The 26,938-nt window shown below is 43.8% G+C and carries 28 protein-coding genes; 23 read left to right on the forward strand and 5 right to left on the reverse strand.

Annotated elements, in window-relative coordinates; translation table 11 throughout:
* Positions 1-137 precede the first annotated feature (137 nt).
* The 11 genes from DW650_RS09665 to DW650_RS09715 all read left to right on the forward strand — a co-directional run bounded on the left by DW650_RS09665 (position 138) and on the right by DW650_RS09715 (position 14,507).
* Complete coding sequence (locus DW650_RS09665) at positions 138-605, forward strand: extracellular solute-binding protein (protein WP_015561142.1); 468 nt, start codon at positions 138-140, stop codon at positions 603-605.
* Between the two features lie 70 nt (positions 606-675).
* The gene (locus DW650_RS09670; protein WP_118209779.1) at positions 676-2,283 is read left to right on the forward strand and encodes a glycoside hydrolase family 32 protein; all 1,608 of its coding nucleotides are present in this window, start codon (positions 676-678) and stop codon (positions 2,281-2,283) included.
* Positions 2,284-2,357: 74 nt separating this feature from the next.
* Positions 2,358-3,335 carry a LacI family DNA-binding transcriptional regulator gene (locus tag DW650_RS09675; protein ID WP_118209780.1) on the forward strand — a complete coding sequence of 326 codons (978 nt, stop codon included), beginning with the start codon at positions 2,358-2,360 and terminating at the stop codon, positions 3,333-3,335.
* 81 nt (positions 3,336-3,416) lie between these two features.
* Positions 3,417-5,099 carry a glycoside hydrolase family 13 protein gene (locus tag DW650_RS09680; RefSeq protein WP_199654242.1) on the forward strand — a complete coding sequence of 561 codons (1,683 nt, stop codon included), beginning with the start codon at positions 3,417-3,419 and terminating at the stop codon, positions 5,097-5,099.
* A gap of 76 nt (positions 5,100-5,175) precedes the next feature.
* Positions 5,176-7,452: an alpha-galactosidase gene (locus DW650_RS09685; RefSeq protein ID WP_118209782.1), complete on the forward strand. Its 2,277-nt coding sequence runs from the start codon at positions 5,176-5,178 to the stop codon at positions 7,450-7,452.
* Between the two features lie 64 nt (positions 7,453-7,516).
* Positions 7,517-8,485 (forward strand): carbohydrate kinase family protein, encoded by a 969-nt coding sequence (locus tag DW650_RS09690; protein ID WP_118209783.1) that lies wholly within the window; start codon positions 7,517-7,519, stop codon positions 8,483-8,485.
* Positions 8,486-8,576: 91 nt separating this feature from the next.
* Positions 8,577-9,269, forward strand: coding sequence for a hypothetical protein (locus DW650_RS09695; RefSeq protein ID WP_118209784.1), 693 nt, complete (start codon positions 8,577-8,579; stop codon positions 9,267-9,269).
* A gap of 204 nt (positions 9,270-9,473) precedes the next feature.
* Entirely contained in the window at positions 9,474-11,528 is a 2,055-nt protein-coding gene (locus DW650_RS09700; protein WP_117920524.1) for a DHH family phosphoesterase, read from the forward strand.
* Between the two features lie 20 nt (positions 11,529-11,548).
* Positions 11,549-11,995 carry a 50S ribosomal protein L9 gene (gene rplI, locus DW650_RS09705; RefSeq protein WP_118209785.1) on the forward strand — a complete coding sequence of 149 codons (447 nt, stop codon included), beginning with the start codon at positions 11,549-11,551 and terminating at the stop codon, positions 11,993-11,995.
* Positions 11,996-11,997: 2 nt separating this feature from the next.
* Complete coding sequence (dnaB, locus tag DW650_RS09710) at positions 11,998-13,332, forward strand: replicative DNA helicase (protein ID WP_117920520.1); 1,335 nt, start codon at positions 11,998-12,000, stop codon at positions 13,330-13,332.
* 452 nt (positions 13,333-13,784) lie between these two features.
* The gene (locus tag DW650_RS09715) at positions 13,785-14,507 is read left to right on the forward strand and encodes a MerR family transcriptional regulator (RefSeq protein WP_117920518.1); all 723 of its coding nucleotides are present in this window, start codon (positions 13,785-13,787) and stop codon (positions 14,505-14,507) included.
* 50 nt (positions 14,508-14,557) lie between these two features.
* Here DW650_RS09715 and DW650_RS09720 read toward each other — a convergent pair whose 3' ends face one another.
* Positions 14,558-14,746: a nucleotidyltransferase substrate binding protein gene (locus tag DW650_RS09720; RefSeq protein WP_117920516.1), complete on the reverse strand. Its 189-nt coding sequence runs from the start codon at positions 14,744-14,746 to the stop codon at positions 14,558-14,560.
* 18 nt (positions 14,747-14,764) lie between these two features.
* Positions 14,765-15,061 carry a nucleotidyltransferase family protein gene (locus DW650_RS09725; RefSeq protein WP_006855252.1) on the reverse strand — a complete coding sequence of 99 codons (297 nt, stop codon included), beginning with the start codon at positions 15,059-15,061 and terminating at the stop codon, positions 14,765-14,767.
* A gap of 312 nt (positions 15,062-15,373) precedes the next feature.
* Between DW650_RS09725 and DW650_RS09730 the strand changes: the two genes are divergently transcribed.
* A complete protein-coding gene (locus DW650_RS09730) occupies positions 15,374-16,408 on the forward strand; it encodes an ATP-binding protein (protein WP_243102918.1) in 1,035 nt (344 codons plus the stop codon).
* Positions 16,409-16,526: 118 nt separating this feature from the next.
* Here the strand turns inward: DW650_RS09730 and DW650_RS09735 are convergent, their stop codons facing one another.
* Positions 16,527-16,697, reverse strand: a complete 171-nt coding sequence (locus DW650_RS09735; protein ID WP_022112022.1) for a DUF362 domain-containing protein — start codon at positions 16,695-16,697, stop codon at positions 16,527-16,529.
* A gap of 156 nt (positions 16,698-16,853) precedes the next feature.
* Positions 16,854-17,891 carry an aldose epimerase family protein gene (locus DW650_RS09740; protein ID WP_117920514.1) on the reverse strand — a complete coding sequence of 346 codons (1,038 nt, stop codon included), beginning with the start codon at positions 17,889-17,891 and terminating at the stop codon, positions 16,854-16,856.
* A gap of 231 nt (positions 17,892-18,122) precedes the next feature.
* Between DW650_RS09740 and DW650_RS09745 the strand changes: the two genes are divergently transcribed.
* The 4 genes from DW650_RS09745 (at position 18,123) to DW650_RS09760 (ending at position 20,925) form a co-directional block, all read left to right on the forward strand.
* Positions 18,123-19,175, forward strand: a complete 1,053-nt coding sequence (locus DW650_RS09745) for an L-threonylcarbamoyladenylate synthase (protein WP_118209786.1) — start codon at positions 18,123-18,125, stop codon at positions 19,173-19,175.
* A gap of 21 nt (positions 19,176-19,196) precedes the next feature.
* A complete protein-coding gene (locus DW650_RS09750; RefSeq protein WP_118209787.1) occupies positions 19,197-19,676 on the forward strand; it encodes an arsenate reductase/protein-tyrosine-phosphatase family protein in 480 nt (159 codons plus the stop codon).
* A 1-nt stretch (position 19,677) separates the two neighbouring features.
* Complete coding sequence (gene upp, locus DW650_RS09755; RefSeq protein WP_015561153.1) at positions 19,678-20,307, forward strand: uracil phosphoribosyltransferase; 630 nt, start codon at positions 19,678-19,680, stop codon at positions 20,305-20,307.
* 132 nt (positions 20,308-20,439) lie between these two features.
* Complete coding sequence (locus tag DW650_RS09760) at positions 20,440-20,925, forward strand: deoxycytidylate deaminase (protein ID WP_117920610.1); 486 nt, start codon at positions 20,440-20,442, stop codon at positions 20,923-20,925.
* A 121-nt stretch (positions 20,926-21,046) separates the two neighbouring features.
* On the opposite strand, the gene DW650_RS09765 is transcribed toward DW650_RS09760, so the two are convergent.
* Entirely contained in the window at positions 21,047-21,328 is a 282-nt protein-coding gene (locus DW650_RS09765; protein ID WP_118209788.1) for a hypothetical protein, read from the reverse strand.
* A 1,221-nt stretch (positions 21,329-22,549) separates the two neighbouring features.
* On the opposite strand from DW650_RS09765, the gene DW650_RS09770 reads away from it, so the two are divergent.
* From DW650_RS09770 to atpA, 7 genes are all read left to right on the forward strand, one after another.
* Positions 22,550-22,801, forward strand: coding sequence for an AtpZ/AtpI family protein (locus DW650_RS09770; protein WP_243102919.1), 252 nt, complete (start codon positions 22,550-22,552; stop codon positions 22,799-22,801).
* Complete coding sequence (locus tag DW650_RS09775; protein WP_117922427.1) at positions 22,782-23,216, forward strand: ATP synthase subunit I; 435 nt, start codon at positions 22,782-22,784, stop codon at positions 23,214-23,216. The genes DW650_RS09770 and DW650_RS09775 overlap by 20 nt, the downstream gene beginning before the upstream one ends.
* The gene (gene atpB / locus DW650_RS09780) at positions 23,179-23,967 is read left to right on the forward strand and encodes a F0F1 ATP synthase subunit A (RefSeq protein WP_117922428.1); all 789 of its coding nucleotides are present in this window, start codon (positions 23,179-23,181) and stop codon (positions 23,965-23,967) included. The genes DW650_RS09775 and atpB overlap by 38 nt, the downstream gene beginning before the upstream one ends.
* Before the next feature lie 76 nt (positions 23,968-24,043).
* Positions 24,044-24,298: an ATP synthase F0 subunit C gene (gene atpE / locus DW650_RS09785; protein ID WP_006855263.1), complete on the forward strand. Its 255-nt coding sequence runs from the start codon at positions 24,044-24,046 to the stop codon at positions 24,296-24,298.
* A gap of 59 nt (positions 24,299-24,357) precedes the next feature.
* Complete coding sequence (gene atpF, locus DW650_RS09790) at positions 24,358-24,873, forward strand: F0F1 ATP synthase subunit B (protein WP_015521806.1); 516 nt, start codon at positions 24,358-24,360, stop codon at positions 24,871-24,873.
* Positions 24,861-25,427: an ATP synthase F1 subunit delta gene (gene atpH / locus DW650_RS09795; protein ID WP_015561154.1), complete on the forward strand. Its 567-nt coding sequence runs from the start codon at positions 24,861-24,863 to the stop codon at positions 25,425-25,427. Before atpF ends, atpH begins: the two co-directional genes overlap by 13 nt.
* Entirely contained in the window at positions 25,424-26,932 is a 1,509-nt protein-coding gene (gene atpA / locus DW650_RS09800) for a F0F1 ATP synthase subunit alpha (protein ID WP_006855266.1), read from the forward strand. Before atpH ends, atpA begins: the two co-directional genes overlap by 4 nt.
* Positions 26,933-26,938: the final 6 nt, after the last annotated feature.

Raw genomic sequence — 26,938 nt, forward strand, 5'->3', positions numbered from 1 at the left:
AAATGCAAAAGATATGTTGTGAATATGTACAAAAACAGACGTGATTATTTGATTATAACTGACAAATCGTATGTCAACCGATTGACATACTGAGAAAGCAGTGTTAAAGTAAGGGCACAGTAAGGACAGCAATGACAATGGGGATGTTAGCAGGCTGTGGCAGCAACAGCAATTCCGGCAGCGCAAATACAGGCAGTAATGCAGGAAGCAACGCAGCGGACAGCAGCGATGCCAGTGAGAGTACAGCAGCCGGAACTGAGAGCACAGGGAATATCGACACCGCAGATTTAGCAGGAACACAGATCACGATGTTAAACAGTAAAGGTGAAATCCAGACAGCACTTGAAGATATGGCAGAGGCATTTAAAGAGGAGACCGGAATCGAACTTGAGGTTCAGGCATGCGGAACCGGTGAATCTCCATATACGAGAGTGACAAGCGCATATAACTCAGGAACAGCACCGACCATGGCGATCTTAGACACCACAGATGTTGTTGCACTTGCTTCCCAGTATGCAGTCGATCTTTCCGATGAGGAGTGGGTGAAAGAATGTGTAAACCAGACCACACAGGTGGATGGAAAAGTATACAGTTTCCCATGCTGACCAGTGAAAGATGTTATGTGCTTACAAGTGCTGGTTAAAAAGGAAAAATATAAGTAGGAGGTTGTAAGACATGGAAAAGGAAATATACATCAAAAAAGGGTGGCTGTTTATTCCGGTCTGTGCCACGTATGGCGAGCTGCCGTTTGGCGGCAAAAAAAACAACCGTTTGCTTGAAATATTCTGTCAGGAGATGGATGGCGAAATAAAGCTGTTTGAATTTCAGATCCCGGCGGGAGAGGCAGAGGATGAAACATACCCTGTCAGTTATTACGCCCGTTTTCCGGTAAAGCAATTTACCGATAAAACACTAATTCTAAGAGGGGATCTTGGGAAAGCTTTCTTTGACGGAATCAGAAATGAGGATGTACCTGCAGCAGAGGAGCAATCTTTTTGCAATACGCAGGGTGAGGCTTCCCGCCGCCCTTCGATCCATTTTACACCGCAGACCGGATGGATGAACGATCCGAATGGTCTTGTATATGCAGATGGCAATTATCATTTATATTTCCAGCATAACCCATTTGATGTGCAGTGGGAAAATATGAGCTGGGGACATGCCGTAAGCAAAGATCTGCTGCATTGGGAGCAGAAAGATGAGGTGCTTTTTCCGGATGAGACAGGAACGATGTTTTCCGGAAGCGGCATTATAAATGATCATAAGATGCTCGGTCTGCCGGAAGATGCGCTGGTATTTTTCTATACGGCAGCCGGAAATAATAATAAATGGAGCGCAGGGAAACAGTTTACCCAGCGCATTGCATATAGCACCGACGGAGGAGAGACACTCCATAAAATTGACAAAGGTGTGCTTGAGGCGGTATGTAAGGAAAACCGTGATCCGAAGGTGTTCTGGCATGAAAAAAGCGGTGCCTATATCATGACGCTGTGGTTAGAGGAAAGTGATTTTGGCATTTTCCGTTCTACGGATCTGTTAAACTGGGAGCAGACAGACAGGCTGACTTTAAAAGATGCCTGGGAGTGCCCGGATCTGCTGTGCTTAAAGGATGAAAACGAAGATGAAAGCTGGATGTTCTGGAGCGCAGACGGCTTTTACTTCTGGGGTGAGTTCGACGGTTTCAAGTTTCAGACGGATGGTGTGCGCCATATGGCTTATATTAATAAGATGGCTTACGCGGCGCAGACTTACAGCAATACAAAAGACAGAGTGATCTCTGTTCCGTGGCTCAGACTTCCAAATCATGGAAGAAATTATACCGGGGCGATGGGGTTGCCGAGAGAGTTTTCGGTTACTTATAAAAACGGTGAAAAAGTATTAAAACAGCAGCCGGTCAGGGAATATGAGGACAGGAAAAAGCTGGTGTATGACAGCGCAGATAAAAATATGCAGCAGGAAGATATGTTTCAGTGGGAGTTTACACCGGATACTGCAACAGAGATTCAGATCACGCGCGCAGAGTCAGAAGATATATTGCATGTGCAGGTGAACCGGGATTTTGAATTTGTATACAATGCCGGAACCGGGGAATTAAAAGCCGGTGATGAGACATTTAAGACAGAAGCCGGAATCCGTGATTTTTCACTGCTTTTTGATGACGTAATCTTTGAAGTGACTGCGGATTGTGATACAATGATAGGTATATTTGAACTGCCCCGGATTGTGGAAGAATTTTGCATGAAAAAGGGCAGTGCAGAGAAGATACAGATATTTGTTTCATAATAAAAAGATAGATTTGACGAAGAAATGAGAAGTCGTGTGAAAATACATTTTTACACGCAAGAAAGAGGAGTAGTATGGCAACCTTAAAGGATGTGGCGAAGGAAACGGGACTTACGGTGAGCACTGTTTCCCGTGTGCTGAATAATCGCGGATATATCAGCGAAGAGACAAGAAAAAAAGTATATGAGGCAATGAAAAAACTTAATTACCGTCCGAACGAGGTAGCCCGCTCGCTCTCAAAGCAGACGACGAATACGATTGGTGTGATCGTACCACATATCAGACATCCGTATTTTGCGGAACTGATCAGTAATTTAGAGAGTCAGGCTTATCATTATGGGCACAAAATTCTTCTATTTAATTCTCAGGAAAAAAACGAAAAGGAATGGGAATACATGGAGATGTGCACCAGCAACCGTGTAGCGGGAGTGATCCTTTGCAGTGGAACGGTCGGTGTGGAAAAGTTTACCGGATTAAATGTGCCATTGATCACGATAGAACGTTATCTTGAAAATGGAACGGCAGAGGTAGAGTGCGATAATGAGCAGGGCGGACGTCTTGCAGCGCAGCATCTGATTGACTGTGGCTGTAAGCATCTGATCCATATCAGCGGTGTCCACGAGACAGCCATGCCGGCAGATGAGCGTGCAGTTGGTTTCCGGGCAGTCTGTGAAAAACAGAATGTTTCTTATCAGATCGCAGATACCACAGCTTTTGAGTATAACCATCTGGAATATCATCAGATACTTGAAAAACTGCTAAAGGAAAACCCGGATACAGACGGAATTTTTGCCAGCAGTGATCTGATCGCAGCACAGCTTCTTCAGGTGTGTCATAAGTTGAACATTGATGTGCCGTCGCAGATGAAGATCGTGGGTTTCGATGATGTCAATATTGCATCATTAACAACGCCGCCGATCACGACGATCCATCAGCCGATCAAAGAGATGGCAAAAATGGCGGTAGAACTGCTCGTCCGTTCCGGTAACGGGGAACTTGTGCCGAACCGTACTACTCTGCCGGTATCACTTGTGGTAAGGGAGACGACTTGATTCAATATGTATATGAGCCAGATATATTGCAGGAAGGTAAATAGTGTATGCGCAAATCCGGCGCAAGAATGGAGGATTCCTATGGAGCAAAAAAAATGGTGGAAAGAAGCGGTAGTCTACCAGATCTATCCGCGCAGTTTTATGGACAGCAATGGTGATGGTATCGGCGATCTTCGCGGCATCAAAAGCCGGCTGTCTTATTTAAAATTATTAGGAATAGATGTGATCTGGTTATCACCGGTCTATCAGTCCCCGAATGATGACAACGGCTATGATATCAGTGATTACAGGGATATCATGACAGAATTTGGTACGTTAGAAGATTTTGATGAGATGCTTGCAGAAGCGCATAAACTTGGCATTAAGATCGTCATGGATCTTGTAGTCAATCACAGCTCCGATGAGCATCAGTGGTTTGTGGAGAGCAGAAAAAGCAGAGACAATCCGTACCGTGACTATTATATCTGGCGTGAAGCAAAGGATGGAAAAGAGCCGAATAACTGGGGTTCCTGTTTTGGCGGTTCGGCATGGGAATACGATCAGACGACGGATATGTATTATCTTCATATGTTTTCCAAAAAACAGCCGGATCTTAACTGGGAGAATTCGAAACTCAGACAGGAAGTTTTTGACATGATGACCTGGTGGGGCGAACGCGGTATCGACGGATTCCGCATGGATGTCATTACGATGATTTCAAAAGATCAGCGTTTTCCGGACGGCATCGTGCATGGCAATGAAAGGTTTGGAGATTCTTCCCCGTATGTCAATAATGGACCGCGCGTGCATGAATATTTAAAAGAGATGAATGAAAAAGTAATCTCCAAGTTTGACTGGATGACGGTCGGCGAGGGTGCCGGTGCAGGCGTGGAGGATGCGAAACGCTATGCCGGGGCAGATCAGGGCGAGCTGGATATGATTTTTACATTTGAGCATGTCAACCTCGGACAGACACAGTATGGCAAATGGAGTGATGGCAGCTTTGATCTTGTTGAGTTAAAGAAAGTATTTGAAAAATGGGAAGATGGACTTGAAGGTGTGGCATGGAACAGCCTTTACTGGGATAACCACGATCAGCCGAGAGCCGTCTCAAGATTTGGAAATGACAGTGAAGAATACCGCGAGATTTCCGCAAAAATGCTTGCAACCTGCCTGCATTTTATGAAAGGAACACCTTATATTTATCAGGGTGAGGAACTCGGTATGACAAACCGCAAATGTAAAGATTTTTCAGAGTTCCGTGATATTGAGATTAAAAATGCATACCGCAATTTTGTCGGCGGCGGTATTTTAGATGAAGAAACGATGTTAAAATTTGTCAATGCTATCGGTCGTGACAATGCGAGATTCCCAATGCATTGGGATGACAGCGATAATGCAGGATTTACGACAGGTACACCGTGGATTTCGGTCAACGAGAATTATAAAAAGATCAATGCGGCAGCACAGATCAATGATCCGGAATCAGTATTTTCCTATTACAAAAGGCTGATCGAACTGCGTCATCAGATGGAGATCATTGTGTATGGTGTATACGAGAGTAAGGTGATCGAACATCCGGATGTGTTTGCATACACCAGGACACTTGGAGAAGAAAAGCTGTTTGTAGTCTGCAACTTCAGGGAGCAGGAGATGGACTTTGCCTTAGAGGACGGTTTTACCGGTGAAGAGGATGTTTTAATCAGCAATTATAAGGACGTTGTAAAAACAGAGCATGGGATTCATTTAAGACCATATGAGGCAAAGGTGTTTTACCGGAAATAAGTTTTACCATTGAATTTTACCAATTATAAAAAGTGGCACTTCTTAATGATATATTTTGTTCGGAAAGGGGAAAATTATGGCGATCATCATAGATCAGGAGCAGAAACTGCTCACACCGCATACAATTACTTTGCACACAAAAAATACGACGTATCAGATGGCTGTCGGCGCTTATGGACAACTGCTCCATCTTTATTACGGACCGCGGTTAGACGGTGATATGCGGTATCTTCTGACCTATTATGACAGGGGGTTTTCCGGCAATCCGTATGAGGCAGAGTGCGATAAGACATATTCCATGGATGCACTGCCGCAGGAATATCCGTGTTTTGGAACCGGGGATTTCCGCAGCCCGGCATTTGTGCTGAAAAATGCAGATGGAAGCTATTGTGCTGATCTGCGGTTCGTATCCTGTGAGGTATGTAAAGGAAAATACCAGATTCCGGGACTTCCGGCAGTTTATGATGAGACCGGGACAGAGAGTGAAACGTTAAAGGTATATTTAGAGGATGCCGTAAGCGGCGTGCAGGTAACACTGCTTTACGGTGTATTTGCAGAACTTGATATTATTACCAGGGCGGTTCAGATTACCAATCATGGCGATAAGACCGTCCATATTGAAAAATCTGCAAGTGCTGTGCTTGATTTTATGAATGGAGAATTTGATGTCATTCATTTTCATGGCAGACACGGGATGGAGCGGATTTTTGAACGCACGTCCGTGGAGCATGGCAATCAGGTATTTGGCAGCAGGCGTGGCGCTTCGAGCCACCAGCAGAATCCATTTGTGATGCTGGCTGGAAAACAGACAGGGGAGGATGCCGGCGAATGTTATGGCTGTATGCTTTTATACAGCGGCAATTTCAAAGCAGAGGCAGAAAAAGACCAGTATGAGCAGACAAGGCTTGTGATGGGCTTATCCGATGAAATGTTTTCCTGGAGATTAGAGCCGGGAGAGACATTTGATACACCGGAGGCAGTGTTAAGCTATTCTGCAGATGGTTTTTCTGCGCTTTCCTGGAATCTGCACCGTCTGATCCGAAGCCATATCTGCCGCAGTGCATACCGTGATACGAAAAGGCCGGTACTTATCAATAACTGGGAGGCAACCTATTTCGATTTTACCGGGGAAAAGATCATAGGGATCGCAAAACAGGCGGCAGAGCTTGGAGTGGAGCTGCTCGTGCTTGATGATGGATGGTTTGGGAAGCGTGATGATGATCTGGCAGGACTTGGTGACTGGACGGTCAATGAGAAAAAACTTGGTATGCCTCTTTCCAAAGTGGCAGAAAAAATCCGGGCACTTGGCATGAAATTTGGAATCTGGATCGAGCCGGAAATGATCAATGAGGACAGTGACCTCTACCGTAAACATCCGGACTGGGCATTTACGATTCCGGGAAGAAAGCCGGTGCGTGCACGCTATCAGTTAGTACTGGATTATTCCAGAAAAGAAGTTGTGGATGGCATTTTTGCACAGATTGCGAAAGTGCTCGATGAAACAAAAGCGGATTATGTCAAGATGGATATGAACCGCCATCTGACGGATATCTGGTCAAAAACGGCAGGAGAGCAGAATCAGGGAGCGATTTTACACCGCTATGTACTCGGTGTATATGATTTCTTAGAGCGCCTGCATAAACGTTATCCGAACATTCTGATCGAGGGCTGCAGCGGTGGCGGCGGAAGATTTGATGCAGGAATGTTATATTACACGCCACAGATCTGGTGCAGTGACAATACGGATGCGATCGAGCGTATCAAAATACAGTATGGAACCTCATTTGCCTATCCGTCCTGTACGGTCGGTTCCCATGTATCGGCAGTGCCGAACCATCAGACCGGAAGAACAACAGAACTTGCAGCACGGGCAGCAGTTGCCATGGCGGGCAGTTTTGGTTATGAGCTGGATTTAAACCTGCTGACGGAAGAAGAAAAAGAGCAGGTAAGAAAACAGATAGAAAATTATCACCGTTTTGAGATGCTGATAAGACAGGGCAGATATTACAGGCTGACGGATGTCTGGAAAAAACGCGAATATGCAGCGTGGGAATACTGCAGAACGGATGGAAGCGAAGCACTGGTCACAGTTGTGACCTTAGATACCCAGTGCAATCCGGCAACAGAGTATGTAAAACTGCGCGGACTAAAAGAAGATACAAAATACCGGGTTGAGGTTGTCGGAACAAAGACAGATGGTACAAACGGACAGCACATCAATGAAACACCGAACGCAGTTGAACCGGATTACTTCACAGGAGCACAGCTTGTACATGCAGGCGTGCCAATCCCACGCATGGACAACGAGTACCGTGCATGGCAGATGTATATAAAAGAAATGCAGGAAAATTGAGTAACGTCCCAACAACCTCCACCAGAACTTCATCCCCGGCATACGCAGAAGAAAGGAGCACACAATGAATAAACAATATGATGTAGTCGCCCTCGGCGAATTATTAATTGATTTTACAGAAAACGGCACCAGTGGTCAGGGCAACCCGGTTTACGAAGCAAATCCGGGCGGAGCACCCTGCAACGTGCTTTCCATGTTGAACAGATTAGGGCATCAGACTGCATTTTTAGGAAAAGTCGGAAATGACATCTTCGGCAGACAGCTCCGTTCCACCGTGGAATCAGCCGGGATTAATGTGGAAGGACTTCTGACGGATGAAGATGTACGCACCACCCTTGCATTTGTTGAGACAAAACCGGACGGTGACAGAGACTTTTCTTTTTACCGGAATCCGGGCGCAGATATGATGCTTCGGGAAGAGGAAGTCCGGGATGATATTATTGCAGCCGGAAAAATCTTTCATTTTGGTACATTGTCCATGACGAATGAGCCGGTCAGAAGTGCGACAAAACATGCGATTGCTGTTGCAAAAGAAAATGGTGCACTCATTTCCTTTGATCCGAATATCAGGGAACCGCTCTGGAAGGACATGGAGGAAGCAAAAGAGCAGACTGCTTATGGACTGTCCGTTTGTGATATTTTAAAAATATCAGACAATGAGATCCAGTGGTTTTCCGGAAAAGAGGATTATACGGAAGGTATCCGTATGCTGCAGCAGACATATCAGATCCCGCTGATCCTGTTATCTATGGGACGGGACGGAAGCAGAGCCTATTATAAAAATATGATTGTGGAAGTACCTGCATTTTTACAGAAAAACACGATCGAAACAACCGGTGCAGGAGACACTTTCGGTGCATGCTGCCTGCATTACATATTACAGTATGGATTAATGGAACTTACTGAACAACAGTTAAAAGATATGCTTACATTTGCAAACGCAGCGGCATCGATCATCACAACAAGAAAAGGTGCACTGCGCGTGATGCCGTCCCTAGAAGAGATTCAAAACTATTTCGAAAGTATTTCTTAAACTTGCTAAGAATGTCTTGGAATTATGCACAGAATCATATAATATATATGGTAAACCGAAGCGGTGAGCAGTACAGACAGGTGGAGGGAGCATGAAACGGACATTAGGAATGGTATTTTTCCTGGTAGTGTTAGCAGGCACAGCGGGCTGTGGAGAGAAAAATACTGCAGATATAACTGCACAGGAAAATAATCAGACGGAGCAGACAGAACAGACGTTAGAAGAACATTTTTTCTCGGCAGAACAGGATGAACAGAATTATAATGTGCTGGAAGAATTTTCTGAAGATGAGGAATATCCGGAGCTTGCAGCATTTTTAGAGGAATATTATCAGATCCCGGAGGAAGAGTGCAAAGAGACACGGTATTACTATAATTATACGGATCTTGATGAAGATGGAACGGATGAGATCGTTGCGGTTACGATCGGTGATACGACATCAGATACACGTGGGGATGCGGCACTTGTTTTAAGACCGGAAGAAAACGGTCAGTTTGAGGTGCTTGGAACATTTCTACAGATCCATACGCCGGTAATGATCAGTGATGAGCTGGAAAATGGCTGGCATACGATTATTTTTCCAATCTATGGCGGTGGTCAGGAATCCGGATTTATCAGTGCAGTTTATACGGAAGGAACAGGGTATCAGCTCGACGAGGAAAGTTTTGTGCGGGAAGAACCAAAAGTTTCCGGTGACAGGATTTTATCGGATAATCTGATCAATGATATGGATACTGACAATTATCTGACGATCGCACCACGTGATACGGAGAGCCAGAACTGAATACAGCAGGATCAGACTGCAAATGGAAAGAAAAGGGAATCGGGCAGATGAGGTGACTGCGTCGGTTCCTTTTTTAAAAAGTACTTTATCTTAAGGGGGCAAAATGCTATAATTGTTAGCAAAGACTATTCCAAGACGGATGGAAAAGTAAGCAGTGATGAGCACATTTCCTGCCGTAGGTTTCTTTTTATTTAGGAGAAGACTATGAAAAGTAATAAAGTAAAGCTCAGAGGGAGACTTCGTAAATCTCTCTACTGGCCGATGTTCATGACGATTCTTCTGGTATGTATGAATGTTGTCATCTATACGGAAGATATATTGTCAGGTATTATGTTTTCGATATTTACGGCAATCTATTTTGTTGTTTCCATGATCGTGTATGTCAGGAATAAGCCGGTGTTGGTTAATGAACTGATCAACTTCGCAACGCAGTACGGAACAGTACAAAAGCAGCTCTTAAATGAGTTTGAAATACCGTATGCACTCGTCGATTATAATGCAAAGATATTATGGGTCAATGAGCAGTTTACAGAACTGACCGGTAAGGATAAAAAATATCACAAATCGATCACGACGATTTTTCCGGCACTGACAAAGGAACTTCTGCAGAAGAGTGATGGAGAGAAATCCATAAACCTCACGCTGAAAGAACAGGATTTTCGTGTTGCCTTAAAAAGAATCTACTTTGAAGAGTTAAACAGCGTGGACAGTCTTGTTACACTTGATGAGAGTAACGAATATCTGACGGCGGTATATCTCTTTGATGAGACAGAAAAGAATCAGTACATGAGAGAGAACCAGGAACAGAAAATGGTTGCTGGTCTTGTATATATCGATAACTATGACGAGGCACTTGACAGTATTGAAGATGTCAAAAGATCTCTTCTCGTTGCCCTGATCGACCGGAAAGTCAATAAATATTTTACAGAGCTTGATGCATTAGTCCGCAAAATTGAAAAAGATAAATATTTTGTCGTATTTAAGTATCAGTATCTTGCAAAACTCCGCGAAGACCGTTTTAGTCTGATCGAGGATGTAAAGACAGTCAAAGTCGGTAATGAAATGGCTGTGACACTAAGCATCGGTATTGGTGCCAACGGTGCCAGCTATACACAGAATTATGAGTATGCCCGTATGTCCATTGATCTTGCATTAGGACGTGGCGGTGACCAGGTCGTTGTGCGTGACGGCGAGGAAGTCACATATTATGGTGGCAAAACACAGCAGGTAGAGCGCAACACCAGGGTCAAGGCAAGGGTAAAAGCACATGCACTCCGTGAGATCATCGAGAGCAGGGAGCATGTGATCATTATGGGACACAGCATCAGTGATGTCGATTCCCTTGGTGCAGCGATCGGTATTTACTGTGCCGCAAAAGTACTTGGCAAGAAGGCACAGATCGTGTTAAACGAGATTACATCATCCCTGCGGCCGCTGGTAGAGTGTTTTACCGTGGAAAAAGGATACCCGGCAGATCTTTTTATCAAAAATGAAGAAGCACTTATGCTTACCAATGAAAATACACTGGTGGTTGTTGTGGATGTAAACCGTCCAAGTTACACCGAATGTCCGGAGCTGTTAAAGCGCACACAGACTGTCTGTGTATTTGACCATCACAGACAGACGAACGAGGTGATCGAGAATCCGGTACTTTCCTATGTGGAGCCGTATGCTTCGAGTGCCTGCGAGATGATCGCCGAGGTACTGCAGTATTTTTCCGAAAATATCCGTCTTGCCCCATGTGAAGCAGACTGTATTTATGCCGGTATCCTGATCGATACCAACAACTTTATGACAAAGACAGGTGTACGTACTTTTGAAGCGGCAGCTTATTTAAGACGTGCGGGTGCGGAAGTAACGAGAGTGCGTAAGATGCTGCGTAACGATATGGCAGCTTACAAGGCGCGGGCGGAGGCAGTCCGCCATGCGGAGGTTTATCGTGGTTCGTTTGCGATTTCCATCTGTCCGGCGGATCAGGTGGAAAGCCCGACAATCGTCTGTGCACAGGCTGCAAATGAGCTTTTAAATATCGTAGGAATCAAGGCTTCTTTTGTGCTCACAGAATATCAGGGAAAAATATACGTAAGTTCCCGTTCGATTGATGAGATCAATGTACAGCTTATCATGGAGCGCCTTGGAGGCGGCGGACACCTAAACGTTGCCGGAGCCCAGCTCACCAACTGCTCACTGCAGCAGGCAAAACATATCATTCAGGATACGATCGATGAGATGTTAAAAGAGGGCGATATATCAGAATAATCAAGAAAGAAGGGTTTTAAATGAAAGTTATCTTATTAGAAGATGTAAAAGCATTAGGGAAAAAAGGTGAGATCGTAAATGTAAGCGATGGTTATGCACGCAATGCGATTTTCCCGAAAAAGTTAGGTGTGGAGGCAACACCAAAAAACCTTAATGATTTAAAACTGCAGAACCAGCACGCAGACAAAGTGGCACAGGAGCAGTATGAAGCTGCACTGGCACTTGCGGAGGAATTAAAAGATAAAAAAGTTACTGTAAAAATGAAAGCAGGCGAAGGCGGACGTACATTCGGTTCCGTTTCCACCAAAGAGATCGCTGTTGCAGCCAAAGCACAGCTTGGCATGGAACTTGACAAAAAGAAAATGCAGTTACCGGAGCCGATCCGTACCTTTGGCGTGACAGAAGTTGCAATCAAGCTTCACCCGAAGGTAGTAGGTAAATTTAATGTACATGTAGTAGAGGGATAGGAATGGAAGAAACACTGATCAACCGCACGATGCCGAACAGCCGCGAGGCGGAACAGTCGGTCATCGGCTCTATGATCATGGATAAAGATGCGATCCTCACTGCAATGGAAATGCTCATCAGTGAGGATTTTTATTACAAACAGTATGGAATCCTGTTTGATACCATGGTCGAATTATACAGCAAAGGACTTCCGGTCGATCTGGTCACTTTGCAGAATAAATTAAAAGAAAAAGATGTACCGGCAGAGATTGCAAGTTTAGAGTTTGTGAGGGATCTTTTAAATGCAGTTCCAACATCGGCAAATGTAAAATATTATGCCCAGATCGTAAAAGATAACTCCATGCGGCGTAAACTCATCAAATTAAATGAAGAGATCGAAAATGAGTGCTACATGGGAAAAGAGAGTGTAGAGACGGTCATGGATATTACCGAGAAAAAGGTATTTGATCTGCTTTCCACCCGCGGTGGTGGCGGGGACTATGTACCGATCCGCCAGGTTGTTATGAACGCACTCGAAAAGATTGAGAACGCAGCAAAAACATCCGGCACCGTTACGGGAATCCCGACAGGTTTTATTGACCTTGACTACCGGACCGCAGGTTTACAGCCGTCCGATCTGATCCTGATCGCAGCGCGTCCGTCCATGGGTAAAACGGCGTTTGTTCTTAACATTGCGCAGTATGTAGCGTTTCACGAACATATGTGTACGGCGATCTTCTCGCTTGAGATGTCAAAGGAACAGCTTGTAAACCGTTTGTTTTCGTTGGAGTCAAGGGTAGATGCACAGGCACTCAGAACTGGTAATCTTTCAGACTCTGACTGGGAGAAGCTCATTGAGGGAGCCGGAACAATTGGCAACTCAGAGCTTATCATTGATGATACGCCGGGTATTTCCATTGCAGAAATGCGAAGCAAATGCCGGAAATACAAATTAGAGCACGACTTAAAATTGATCATCATTGACTATTTACAGTTGATGTCCGGTTCCGGCAGGGGATCTGATTCCCGTCAGCAGGAGATCTCAGATATCTCCCGTTCCTTAAAGGCACTTGCAAGGGAGCTTTCTGTGCCGGTGATTGCATTGTCCCAGCTATCACGAGCCGTAGAACAGCGTCCGGATCACCGTCCGATGCTTTCCGACCTGCGTGAGTCCGGTGCGATCGAGCAGGATGCCGACGTCGTTATGTTTATCTATCGTGACGATTACTATAACCATGACTCTGAGATGAAAGGAATCTCAGAGATCATTATTGCCAAACAGAGAAACGGTCCGATCGGTACCGTCAATCTGGTATGGCTGCCGCAGTATACGAAGTTTGCCAATATGGAGAAATAATGAAATGCTCAGGTTAACCTGAGCATTTTGCGGTTGTCAGTAAAAGGTGTAGCTAAATTTTTTGAGTGGAAAATTGCACAAGGCGTATATCCGTTTTGTTCCAATGTCCGAAAATAAGAAAAGCTAAGTATGCCTGCGAGGTGTGTTCACAGAGTGACGTGTACGTCTTAAACGCACCATCCGTGGCGCGTTAAGACTTTTGCTGCCATCCGTGGCAGCAAAACACTGAGCTTAGAACAGGCATACTAAGTTTTTCTAATTTTCTACCAAAGTCACAAAAGAATTTTACGCTTTGTGCAATTTACCAGTCGCTACATTTTGACACACCTTTTACTGCCAACAGCAAATGTTTCGCACATCCTGTCGGAATAAGACGAGCGATTTTCGTTGTAGACATCCTTTCGAATGCTTATAATATAGGTTAGCAGATAAAAGGAAGGAGAGGAACCGGAATGGAAAAGGTACGTTACATGATTTCCGACGCTGCAAATATTGTAAATGTAGAGTCACATGTATTACGTTACTGGGAGGATGAACTGGAGCTTAATGTTCCGCGAAATGAACTTGGGCACCGGTATTACACAAAGGAAAACATTCAGGAGTTCCAGAGGATCAAGGAATTAAAAGAACAGGGATATCAGTTGAAAGCGATCCGTATGATCGTACATAATATGTCCCCCGATGCGCAGGCAGAGGTTGGCACTGCACATCCGGGAATAAAACAGGATCTGCACCAGGTTGCATATACGCAGGATGAAAAAGCTGTCAAGGCGGAGCATCAGTCTGGTCAGGTTACGCGCATTCAGGATGGATATGCTGCAAAACAGGATCAGCATGCAGATTTGAATCCATACACAGATTCAGGCAGAAATATGCCAGTATCTGCGCAGCATGAGAATCAGAGTGTACTTGATAACACCGATAAAATGGCACAGTTTACAGAATTGATGACGCAGATCGTCGGAACAGCGATTGCTGCAAATAATCAGGAATTGAGCCGTTGCATCAGCGAAGATGTGGGGGAACAGGTCATCAAGGAAATGAATTATCTTATGAGAGAACAGGACGAGGCGGATGAGGAACGTTTCCGGAAACTGGATGCGGCGATCCGCGGGAATCTGAAAAAGAAAGAACCCAAAAAAAGATGGGGCAGAAATAAAAAAGAAAAAGCATAAAAAAACGCTATTGCATTATAGTATGATAACTGGTGCAATAGCGTTTTTTATCATTCGCCATATCCGAAAATAATTATTTTCTCTTTCAGATCATCGAAGTAAGGAAGAAGCTCTGGAATCATGCGGCACAGTTCAATGGCACAGTCCTGATTATAATGATGTGATTCGTCATTCCGGAGCCGTAACATGCGAAGCCATGCATTTTCATCTTCGATCAATCCACGCGTAAGGGCAGCCATAAGAATCAATTTTTCGGTTCATTTTCCTGTCCTCTCATATAAAATATGTCCGTCATTTAAAATATCTTTCATCAAAGGTTCACTTACCCTGCCGTCCAGATCAATAATATCCATGTCAAGCAGCGTAAATTCATTGTATTTTAATTCGGCAAATAAACGGTCAAAGTTATCAGCTCCTTTAATTGCAAGGTCGATATCACTGTAAGGTCCGTTATCTCCTCTGGCACGGGAGCCAAATAGAATGACTTTATTTGCATTATATTTTTTACAGCAGGCTATAATATCTTTTTTTATTGCCGGGTCTAATTGACACATCGAATCAATAACACTCCATTTTTAAATTTTTATTATTCATGACTATTATAACTGATTTGCACCGTTTGCGCATCATATAATTTGTGCAGCATAGTTTATGTAACCGTTTGATTTTCTTGACAGCAGCAAAGATGTGGATCATTTTCTGGAAAATGTTACAGATACTATCTGAAAATAAAAGAAAAATGTACTAAAAAATGTTACAGATATCATATAAAAATTAAAGAAAAATGTACTGAAAAATGTTACAATATACATTGAAAAACAAAGAAAAAATGTTAATATAAGAGCAGAGAGTTGGAAATCCTAATATTGGAGGACGGAAGATTTGATTATATAGAATCTGGCTCGCTGCTTGGTGTGCGGTACAAGGATGTCACATCTTATCCGGTTGGCTTTGAACAGATTTTACCAATGTATCCGCTGGATTTTGAGGAATATTTGTGGGCGAATGGCATACAGAATCATACACTGCAGTATTTGAAATCGTGTTATGACAAAAAGGAAAAAGTATCTGAGACAGTACATGAGACACTTTGCAAACTTTTTTACAGTTATCTTGTAGTTGGGGGAATGCCCGAAACCGTACAGATTTATGTTGATACGCATGATATTGCAAAAGTGGTGCTGAATCAGAGAAGTATTTTAGATCTTTACCGCCTGGATATTGCAAAATATGCTACGGAAAATGAAAAAATAAAGATCAAGGCAATATTTGACAGCATTCCTGCGCAGTTAAATGAGAAGAACCGGAGATTTAAATTAAACAGTATTAATGCTTCCGCAAGGCATATCAGGTATGAGGACAGCTTTAACTGGTTAGCGGATGCGGGCGTTGCATTGCCATGTTATAACGTGACAGAACCACAGGCACCGCTGCAGTTAAGTGAAAAACGAAACCTGTTCAAACTTTATATGAATGATGTTGGACTGCTTTGTGCTTCCTGTATGGAAAATATCCAGTTTGATCTTCTGATGGGGAATGTTGACGTCAATATGGGAAGTATTCTGGAAAATGCATTTGCGCAAAACCTGAAATCGAACGGTTTTGAACTTCACTATTATGATTCTAAGAAAATTGGAGAATTAGATTTTGTATTACAAAAAGGACTTCACACAGAACTTGTAGAGATCAAGTCAGGAAATGACTTCAAAAAGCATCTGGCAATGGATCATGCAATGAAAGTAGAACAATGGAAGTTTGAAAAAAATATTGTATTTTCAAAATCAAATGTGGTGGAAGAAGGGGAAATCCTGTATTTACCATGGTATATGATCCTGTTTTATCAACAGGAAAGGGAACCGGAAAAAATGATTTATGAAATTGATTTAAGCGGACTTATTTAGGAAAATTCTGCATTCGCTGCCAAAAAAGGAGCTGTGAAAATTCACAGCTCCTTTTTTGGCGGCCGGATGCATCGCATCTAAGCCGCAAGAGTTTTACTCGCAAAAAACTCTTTAAGTATTATTCCTCGCTGATAGCTCCTGTTGGGCAAACCCCTGCACATGTACCACAGCTTACACAAGCGCCTGCGTCGATTACGAACTGGCTGTCTCCCTGAGAGATAGCTCCTACTGGGCACTCTGGTTCGCATGTACCACAGCTTACGCAAGAATCAGAAATTACGAATGCCATTTGTATTCCCTCCTTAAAAATAAAATCATAGACTCGCTACCGCTTCAGTAGCTTTAGATTATTCTAATACAAAAAAGATGGTATTACAAGTCAAAACCCGAAAAAACCATGTACAAAAATCAGCACAAAATAATTGGACTCTGCGGATCTGCCACACTAAAACGTAGAAAAATGATACAGTGTCTTAGAATGGAACGGCTCGTCCGGATGAAGTACGATACTCGGGAAATTCTCATGATTGATCGCATCTGGGAAATGCTGCGTCTCTAAGCATACGCTGGTGCGGCTGTCGTAAACTTTTCCATTTTTACCAGGCTGCTTGAGCGGCTGATTAGCGACATAAAGCTGCATGCCAGGCTGATCTGTAAAACAGGTCATACGGATGCCGCTGTCTTTGGACTGTAATACGGCTGCTTCACGAAGACCGGTTCCGTTGATCACAAAGTTATGATCGTAAGTGCCAAACTTATGAAGCTGTTCATATTCGGAGTAATAGGCTTTCCCAATCGTGTGCATCACTCTGAAATCAAATGGCGTATTGTCTACCGGGATCAGTTTTCCGGTAGGTGCCTGTGAATCATCAAGCTCTGTGATGGAATCTGCATCAATATAAAGTTCGTGAGAAAGGATATCACCGCTTCCCTCACCGTTTAAATTGAAATAACCGTGGTTTGTGACATTAAACAAAGTATCCTTATCAGCAGATGCTTCGTATACGATCGAAAGTTCATTGTCTTCAGACCAGCCATAGGTAACTGTCAGGGTCAGATTGCCCGGATAACCTTCCTCACCGTCGGCAGAATTCATAGTCAGGATCAGTTTGTCATCCTTTACTTTTGCATCCCATGGTTTGGAGGCATAACCAATCAGACCTCCATGAAGATGATTGGTTCCACAGTTTACGGCAAGCTGGTATTCTTTCCCATTTAAAGTAAAATGACCGTCTTTGATGCGGTTTGCAACACGTCCGACTACGGCACCAAGACTTGCGTCATCATTTTCATAGGCAGACATTGTGTCCATACCTAGGCAGACATCTGTTGGTTTTCCGTTACGGTCCGGAACGACGATCTTTACAAGACGGCAACCGAAATTCAGAACCTCTACATAGGCACCTGCCTCATTTTCAAGATGGTATATATTAATATTTTCTCCTGCGTTTGTTGTACCAAAATCAGATTTTGTAATTTTCATGAAAACCCCCTTTCCAAACATAACTGTTTGCAGATGAACAGTAATAATTATGCCACATTTACGGAAACATAGCAAGTTACAGTTCGGGTTCTATGGTAATTTTGCTGGAAAATCAAGGTACAAATCCGCGAATTATGCACACTCTGTTGCCTATTTGGATAAAATGTGCGATAATACAAATGTTTGGGAAAAATAAAAATAAGAATTATATTAGAAAAGAAGTAGTGATATATGCAGACAAAATTAATAAAAATAGACGCAGACGATCCGAATAAGGAGGATATGCAGGAGGCGGCAGAGATCATAAGATCCGGCGGGCTGGTAGCATTTCCGACGGAAACGGTTTATGGACTTGGCGCAAATGCACTTGATCCGGAGGCGTCAAAACGGATCTATGCGGCAAAGGGACGTCCTTCGGACAATCCGTTGATTGTTCATATATGCAGATTTGAAGAACTTTTATCCATTGCAAAAGAGGTTCCGCCGCAGGCAAAGAAACTGGCAGACGTGTTCTGGCCGGGACCGCTTACCATGATTGTGTGGAAGAATGAAAAGGTTCCGTATGAGACCACCGGTGGAATGGATACGGTGGCAATCCGCATGCCAAATCATCCTGTTGCGCTTGCACTGATCGATGAGAGCGGTTGTATGATCGCGGCACCGAGTGCCAATACTTCCGGAAAGCCGAGCCCGACAGAAGCGGCACATGTGGCATTAGATCTTGATGGTAAGATACCGATGATACTGGATGGGGGGCCGGTTGGAATCGGTATTGAGTCTACAATCATTGATCTGACGGAAAAGATACCTATGATTCTGCGCCCGGGTTATATTACAAAAGAGATGTTAGAGGAAGTACTCGGGGAAGAAGTGCGCATTGATCCGGGAATCATTGCTGCGGATTCCACAAAGAAGCCGAAAGCGCCTGGAATGAAGTATAAACACTATGCGCCAAAGGCAGATCTGGTGCTGGTTGAGGGAGAACAGGAGGCTGTTGTTGCAAAGATCAATGCATTAGTCAGGGAAAAACAGGCAGCAGGACTAAAGGTCGGTGTTGTTGCAACGGATGAGACAGAATCTTTGTATCAGGCAGATTATGTGGTGACGATCGGAGCGAGGAGCGATGAGGATGCCATTGCCAGACATTTATATAAAATATTGCGTGAATTTGATGATTGGAATGTAGATGCGATTTATTCAGAAAGTTTTTCAACACCGAGAATCGGTCAGGCAATCATGAACCGGTTAATGAAAGCAGCAGGACATCAGGTGATTCAGGTTTGATGGGAGAAGGAAGGATAACGCATGAAACAATATAATCGAATCCTGTTTGTCGCGGAGAATGGAACTTGCCGTGCTCCGATGGCAGCGGGCATACTTGGGGAGTATGTATTAAAACATCCGGTTGAAATCGGTGCGAGAGGAATGGTCGTTTTATTTCCGGAGCCGCTCAATCAGAAAGCGGAAGCAGTCATGATCAGCAATGGGATCAATCTGGATGGCTATATGTCGGCACAGCTGACGGAAGAAGATTTTACAGAGGACACATTAGTTCTTGTTATGGAACACGCCCAGTTAGAAAAGGTTCTGGAAAAATACGAGAGAGCCAACCCGGAGAATGTATATGTTCTCACGGAACTTGTCGGAGATGAACTGGAGATTTTAGATCCGTATGGCGGCAGTCTGCAGGCATATGGGCTATGCTATGAAACAATGAGAAAGACCATCAAAAAGCTGGTCACTCTTTTAAATGAAGAAAGTAACGAAGGAAGCGAGGAAAATTAAAATGGGAAAAATCGTAGTAATGGATCATCCGTTGATCCAGCACAAAATCGGTATCATCCGCAGAGAGGAAACCGGATCAAAAGATTTCCGTACCTTAGTCAGCGAGATTGCAATGCTGATGTGCTATGAGGCAACCAGAGACTTGAAACTTGCAGATGTGGAGATCGATACACCGATCTGCAAAACGACTGTGAAAGAGTTAAAGGGCAAAAAGCTTGCTGTTGTACCGATTTTACGTGCCGGTCTTGGCATGGTGGACGGTATGCTGGCAATGATCCCGGCAGCAAAAGTAGGACATATCGGACTTTACCGTGATCCGGAAACATTAGAGCCGGTAGAATATTACTGCAAACTTCCGGCAGACTGCGCAAACAGAGAGGTATTTGTGGTAGATCCGATGCTGGCAACCGGTGGTTCATCATCGGCAGCAATCCAGATGCTAAAGGATAAAGGTGTTAAAAATATTCGCCTGATGTGTATTATCGCAGCACCGGAAGGCGTGAAGAAAATGCAGGAAGATCATCCGGATGTAGATGTATACATTGGAGCTTTAGATGACCATTTAAATGAGCATGGTTATATTGTTCCAGGACTTGGAGATGCCGGAGACCGTATTTTTGGAACCAAATAGTATGAAAATAATTGACAGCATATTTTTATATGGCTGTTTGTGCCGCAGACGTCACAAAGCAGTTTTATCGCAGAATCAAATTAATCTGCGGTTTCTCTGATGCAGGAAAACGTCTGCAGAATGGAGATCAACATGAGCGGCAAAAGGAAAGATTATATCAGCTGGGATGAATATTTTATGGGAGTTGCACTGCTTTCGGGAATGCGTTCAAAAGATCCGAATACACAGGTGGGAGCCTGCATTGTCAGCGAAGATCACAAGATACTCTCAATGGGGTATAATGGGTTTCCGACCGGCTGCTCGGATGATGATTTCCCGTGGGAGCGAGAGGGCGAGCCTTTAGAGAATAAATATTTCTACACTACACACAGTGAGCTGAATGCAATTTTAAATTACCGGGGCGGAAGTTTAGAGGGCGCGACGATCTACGTTACACTGTTTCCATGCAATGAATGTGCGAAAGCAATCATCCAGTCAGGAATCCGCAGGATCGTGTATGACAGCGACAAATATGAGACAACACCGTCGGTTGTGGCATCAAAGAAGATGCTGAAAGCAGCGGGGGTTGTGCTGCAGCGTTATGAACACACGAATCGCAGGATTGAATTGGAACTGTGAGTATAACTGCAATTATTACATTGTCCATAATTGTAACTTCAATGGCGAAAAGCATGCTGGAAAATATTATTTGGATAGATTTTCCGGCATGCTTTTTTTGGGACTTATTTTTTCAACAGCATTATTTTTCGTTTAAAGATTTTTTAAGAGTATCTTCTGACCATTCTGCGTGCGTCTGACATAAGAGATAGATTTTATTAACAAAGGAAATATCTTCGTTGAGTAAATTGGCACAGGTTTCTGCAGGAATGTTTTTGTGAAACATGTTATAGACAGTGTGTATACGGTGTGAGTACTCGCCGTTAATGTGACCTTGGGATAAGCTTTCAGATAATCCATCTTCATAGCTGTCCCGGCGTTCCATCTTAATATATTCATCCATATCAAATTCTTCTAACAACATTCCAACGACCTCCGATGGCTCAGATCATAAAATGCATAGCCCGATAAATGATGGTTTGTTGAGGCATGCGTCGCCCACCTAAATGGTGTTTCGTAGGTTTGTGAGTGGCATCTTGCGCAAAGCCGGAGTAATTTTGCTTCCGTTGTACGAAAATAAGAAAAGACTAGGTATGCCTGATTTAGGTTTTCTCAGAGCGACGTGACCGGCAACAACGAGTCATCCATGACTCGATGCTGCCTTGTTCTGCCATCCGTGGCAGAACATCACTATGTGTAGACAGGCATACCAAGATTTTCTAATTTTCTCCCAAAGTCACAAAATTAGCTCCGGCTTTGCGTAAGATACCAGCCTCCAGGTTATGAACACCATTTGGGTGGGCGGTTCATCTCAAAATGGGGGGCGTAGGTGCGAATTTTCGATATTCGCACGAATGGAAATATGCTTAAAATCCTAATGTGCTGTATCACTAATATTCAGCCTGATGACTTCCCAGAATTTTTATATGTTACATTATATTATACGAATCGTTTCGTAAATTGTCCGACCAATAACACAAAATATTTTTTCAAATGTGTATGGCAATAAACATGAGCATAGTGGGATACATTGAAGTTTTTGCCAACGTTATCAAACTAATAATAAACCATTGAATATAGTTATTTGGAAATATCTTTTTAATCAGATTCAGACACAAAACACTAAAAATTTACGCACCCCCAAGGTTGTAAAATGAGTTCCCCAGCTAAGGGTGGTTCACAACTTTGCGGCTGGCGAATCGCATCAAGCCGGGACTCGTTTTGTGACTTTGGGAGAAAATTAGAAACTCTTAGGATGCCTGTTCGTAACATAGTGTTGTGCTGCCATGGACGGCAGCACAAGTCCTAATGTGCCCGGACGGCACATTTAGGACGCACACGTCACTCCACCCCAACCTGAATCAGGCATGCTTAGAGTTTCTTATTTTCGGACAACTGAAACAAAACAGTCCCGGCTTGATGCAATTTGCCACTCACAAAACTGCGACGCCACCCTTAGCCGGGGAACTCATAGCCCAACAAACCATCATTTATCGGGTTACTTATAATATAGTGCAGATAATAGACAAATTTGAAATATTTCTTAATAAAAAGGAAATATTATCTATACAAAATGACGGATATTTGATAGACAAAATGGCGAAAAATGTTATAATGAATAAAGATTGTACTTTATGGAGGAACGATGCAAGTGAAAAAAAACAGAAAGGTGTTTCAGGCACTGACACTGATCCTGCAGTTTGGATTGAATATGATCGTTCCGATCGTGATGTGCACTCTCTTTGGTACATGGATCGGCAGAAAATATGATATGCTCTGGATCGTGATCCCATTGTTTATCATGGGTGCTCTGGCCGGATTTACCAATATTTTTAAAATGGCAAAAAAGATTTACGGACAGGACGGTGGCAGAAATAATGTTACGAAGAATCAATGATGCATTGCCGGGACTTGTTTTGGGAATTATTGTGTATGGAGTGATCGTGGAATTAGCAGGTGTTTGGTTTGTCACCGACAAAGCCAGGTACACCACGGGACTTCTGATCGGTATCGGTTTAGCGTGCGGTATGGCAGTCAACATCGCAACTGTATTAAGAGATGCGGTGGAGTTGTATGGAGAGGACAATGCAAAGAAGAAGATCATTGTAAAATCGCTGCTCCGCTATGCTGTTGTTGTGATCGTTTTCTTTATTATGATGGAATGGAATCTCGGAAATCTGATCACTGCGTTTATCGGGGTATTGGGACTTAAGGTATCTGCGTACTTACAGCCCTTTACACATAGAGTAATACAAAAACTGCAAGGAAGAGGTGATGTATCTTCAGACAGTGAAGATAACAATTTCATATGAGGGAGGTGAGAGAGTGAATCATGCAATTCTGATGTCATCCGGAGCCGAAAATATCGACTTTATGATACATGGTATCGTTCAGTACGAGATATTCGGACATAAAGTCTGGATCACAACATCGCATGTCTGCATATTGATCGTTATGCTGCTTATGATGGCACTTGCCATTGCAGGAAACCGTGCGATCAAACATGCAAAGGAGATCCCGGAGGGATTTCAGAATGTTATCGAGCTGATGGTTGAGATGCTTGATAATATGGTAAGCGGCACCATGGGAAAGGTGGCAGCACCGAAGTTTGTCAATTATATCAGTACCATTTTTATTTTTATTCTGATGAGTAATATATCAGGTCTGTTTGGATTAAGACCACCAACGGCTGACTATGGTACGACACTGGCACTTGGTCTTATTACATTCTTCCTGATCCATATCACGCAGTTTAAGAATCTGCCGATCAAGCAGATCTGGACAGATATGTGTTCCCCATTGCCACCATGGCTGCCAATCTGGTTTCCAATCAATGTGATCAGTGAGATCGCAGTGCCGATTTCATTGTCGCTTCGTCTTTTCGCGAACGTATTGTCAGGAACCGTTATGATGGCATTAGTTTATGGACTGCTGAGCAAAATAGCAATCATCTGGCCGGCAGCACTCCATGTATACTTTGACTTGTTCTCAGGGGCAATTCAGACGTATGTATTCTGTATGTTGACAATGACATACATTGGTCAGAACTACGAACAAGAATAATTTATTTTATTTAGGAGTAAAATCCTCTCCTCACTAATGAGTTCGGATTTTGCTTCGCAAAACAAGGAGGATTAATATGAATATCACAGGACACGATTTAATTATGGCATGTTCAGCTATCGGTGCAGGTCTGGCAGTTATTGCCGGTATCGGACCTGGTATTGGACAGGGTATCGCAGCAGGACATGGTGCAGCAGCAGTTGGACGTAATCCGGGTGCAAAGGGAGACATTATGTCAACCATGCTTTTAGGACAGGCAGTTGCAGAGACAACAGGTCTTTACGGACTTTTGATCGCAATGCTCTTACTGTTCGTACAGCCTTTAGGCTAATGAATGGCGCTCCATTCTTGGAATAAAAAAATTGGAAAGGAGGCCGAACCTTGGAGGAAATGACAAGACTTTTTGGACTGGATTTTCAGTTACTGCATGATGTGGTTTTGATGGCGTTAGCAGTATTTTTCTTATTTTTATTCATGTCCAAGATGCTGTTTGAACCGGCACGTAAGCTGCTGAATGACAGAAAGAACCGTATCGCAGCCGATATTAAGACTGCAGAAACGGACAAACAGGACGCAGCAGCACTCAAAGCAGAATATGATGCGAAGTTAAAAGAAGTCGATAAAGAGGCAGAGCAGATCTTAAGCGAGGCCCGCAAGACGGCGCAGAAAAATGCAGCCCGCATTGAGAGTGACGCAAAAGAAGAAGCGGCGCGCATCATAAAGAGAGCCAACGAAGAAGCAGAGCTTTCTAAGAAGCGTGCAATGGATGAAGTAAAACAGGAAATGGTCACAGTTGCATCCATGATGGCGGCAAAAGTTGTTGCAGCAAATATCGATGCGACCGTGCAGGATACGCTGGTAGAAGAAACATTGAAAGAAATGGGTGATTCGACATGGCAAAGCTAGTATCAAAAACATACGGTGATGCATTGTTTGAAGTTGCGCTAGAGAGCGGAAGGATGGATGAATTCCGGGATGAGGCAGTGGCAGTAAAAGCCGCTTTGAATGAGAATCCTGAGCTCTTCAAATTAATGAGTCATCCAAAAATCGTTAAAGAAGAAAAAGTAAAAATCGTAGAAGACATATTTGCAGAAAAGATTTCCGCGGAGTTTGTTGGACTGCTCCGCCTGATTGTAGAAAAAGGTCATTTCGCAAAAGTGGATACGGTGCTGGATTATTTCATTGACTGTGTCAAGGAGTATAAGAACATCGGAACCGCTTATGTGACATCGGCAATGGAATTATCCGAAGCGCAGAAAGCAGCAGTGGAGAAAAGATTGTTAGAGACTACAAAGTATGTGAAATTTGAGATGCATTATGCAGTGGATTCCGCACTGATAGGCGGAATGGTGATTCGCATCGGCGACAGAGTCGTTGATTCCAGTGTCCGGACCAAATTAAATGATCTGACACGCGAATTGTCAAAAATACAGTTGAAAGCAGGTGAATGCGCTTCATGAATTTAAGACCAGAAGAAATAAGTTCCGTAATTAAAGAACAGATCAAAAGGTATGCAGCGCAGTTAGAGGTAGCTGACGTTGGTACCGTTATTCAGGTAGCAGATGGTATCGCACGTATTCACGGTCTTGACAACGCAATGCAGGGCGAGCTTCTGGAATTTCCGGGAGAAGTATATGGAATGGTATTAAACCTTGAGGAAGACAATGTCGGTGCCGTACTTTTAGGTGCGCAGCGCAATGTCAACGAGGGTGATACCGTAAAGACCACCGGACGAGTAGTAGAGGTTCCGGTCGGTGACGCCATGTTAGGACGAGTTGTCAATGCGTTAGGACAGCCGATCGACGGCAAAGGACCGATCGAGACGAACAAATATCGTCAGATCGAGCGTGTCGCATCGGGTGTTATTTCCAGAAAATCCGTAGATACACCGTTACAGACCGGTATCAAGGCAATCGATTCCATGGTGCCGATCGGACGTGGACAGCGTGAGCTGATCATCGGTGACAGACAGACCGGTAAGACAGCGATTGCGATCGATACGATCATCAACCAGAAGGGACAGGGCGTAAAATGTATTTACGTTGCCATCGGACAGAAGGCTTCCACAGTTGCCGCTCTGGTAAAAACATTGGAAGAATTTGGGGCAATGTCCTACACGACAGTGGTTGCTTCCACTGCAAGTGAGCTTGCACCATTACAGTATATTGCACCGTATGCAGGATGTGCGATCGGTGAGGAATGGATGGAGAACGGAGAAGATGTTCTCGTTGTTTACGATGATTTAAGTAAGCACGCAGCCGCATACCGTACACTCTCCTTGCTCTTAAAACGTCCACCAGGACGTGAGGCTTATCCGGGAGATGTATTCTACCTGCACTCAAGACTCTTAGAGCGTGCGGCAAGACTTTCCGACAAACTTGGCGGAGGTTCCCTGACTGCACTGCCGATCATCGAGACACAGGCTGGTGACGTTTCGGCATATATCCCGACAAACGTTATCTCTATCACCGATGGTCAGATCTATCTTGAGACAGAGATGTTTAACTCCGGTTTCCGTCCGGCGATCAACGCTGGTCTTTCCGTATCCCGTGTAGGTGGTTCCGCACAGATCAAGGCTATGAAGAAGATTGCAGCACCGATCCGTGTTGAGTTAGCACAGTACAGAGAGCTTGCAGCATTTGCACAGTTCGGTTCCGAACTTGATGCCGACACGACAGAGAAGTTAGCACAGGGTGCCAGAATCCGTGAGATGTTAAAACAGCCGCAGTATCAGCCGATGCCGGTTGAAAAACAGGTCATCATCATCTATGCTGCAACCAGAAAATACCTTCTGGATATTCCGGTAGAACAGGTTTTACCGTTTGAAAAAGCACTGTTTGAGTATGTGGATACCAAATATCCGGATGTACCGGAAGCAATCCGCACAGAGAAAGTCATCAGTGATGAGACAGAGGCAAAACTCGTCAAAGCGATTGAAGAATGTAAGGCAGATTTCTTGAAATAAGCGTAA

The sequence above is a fragment of the Roseburia sp. AM23-20 genome (genome assembly GCF_003470905.1).
Lineage (GTDB): Bacteria > Bacillota > Clostridia > Lachnospirales > Lachnospiraceae > Roseburia > Roseburia rectibacter.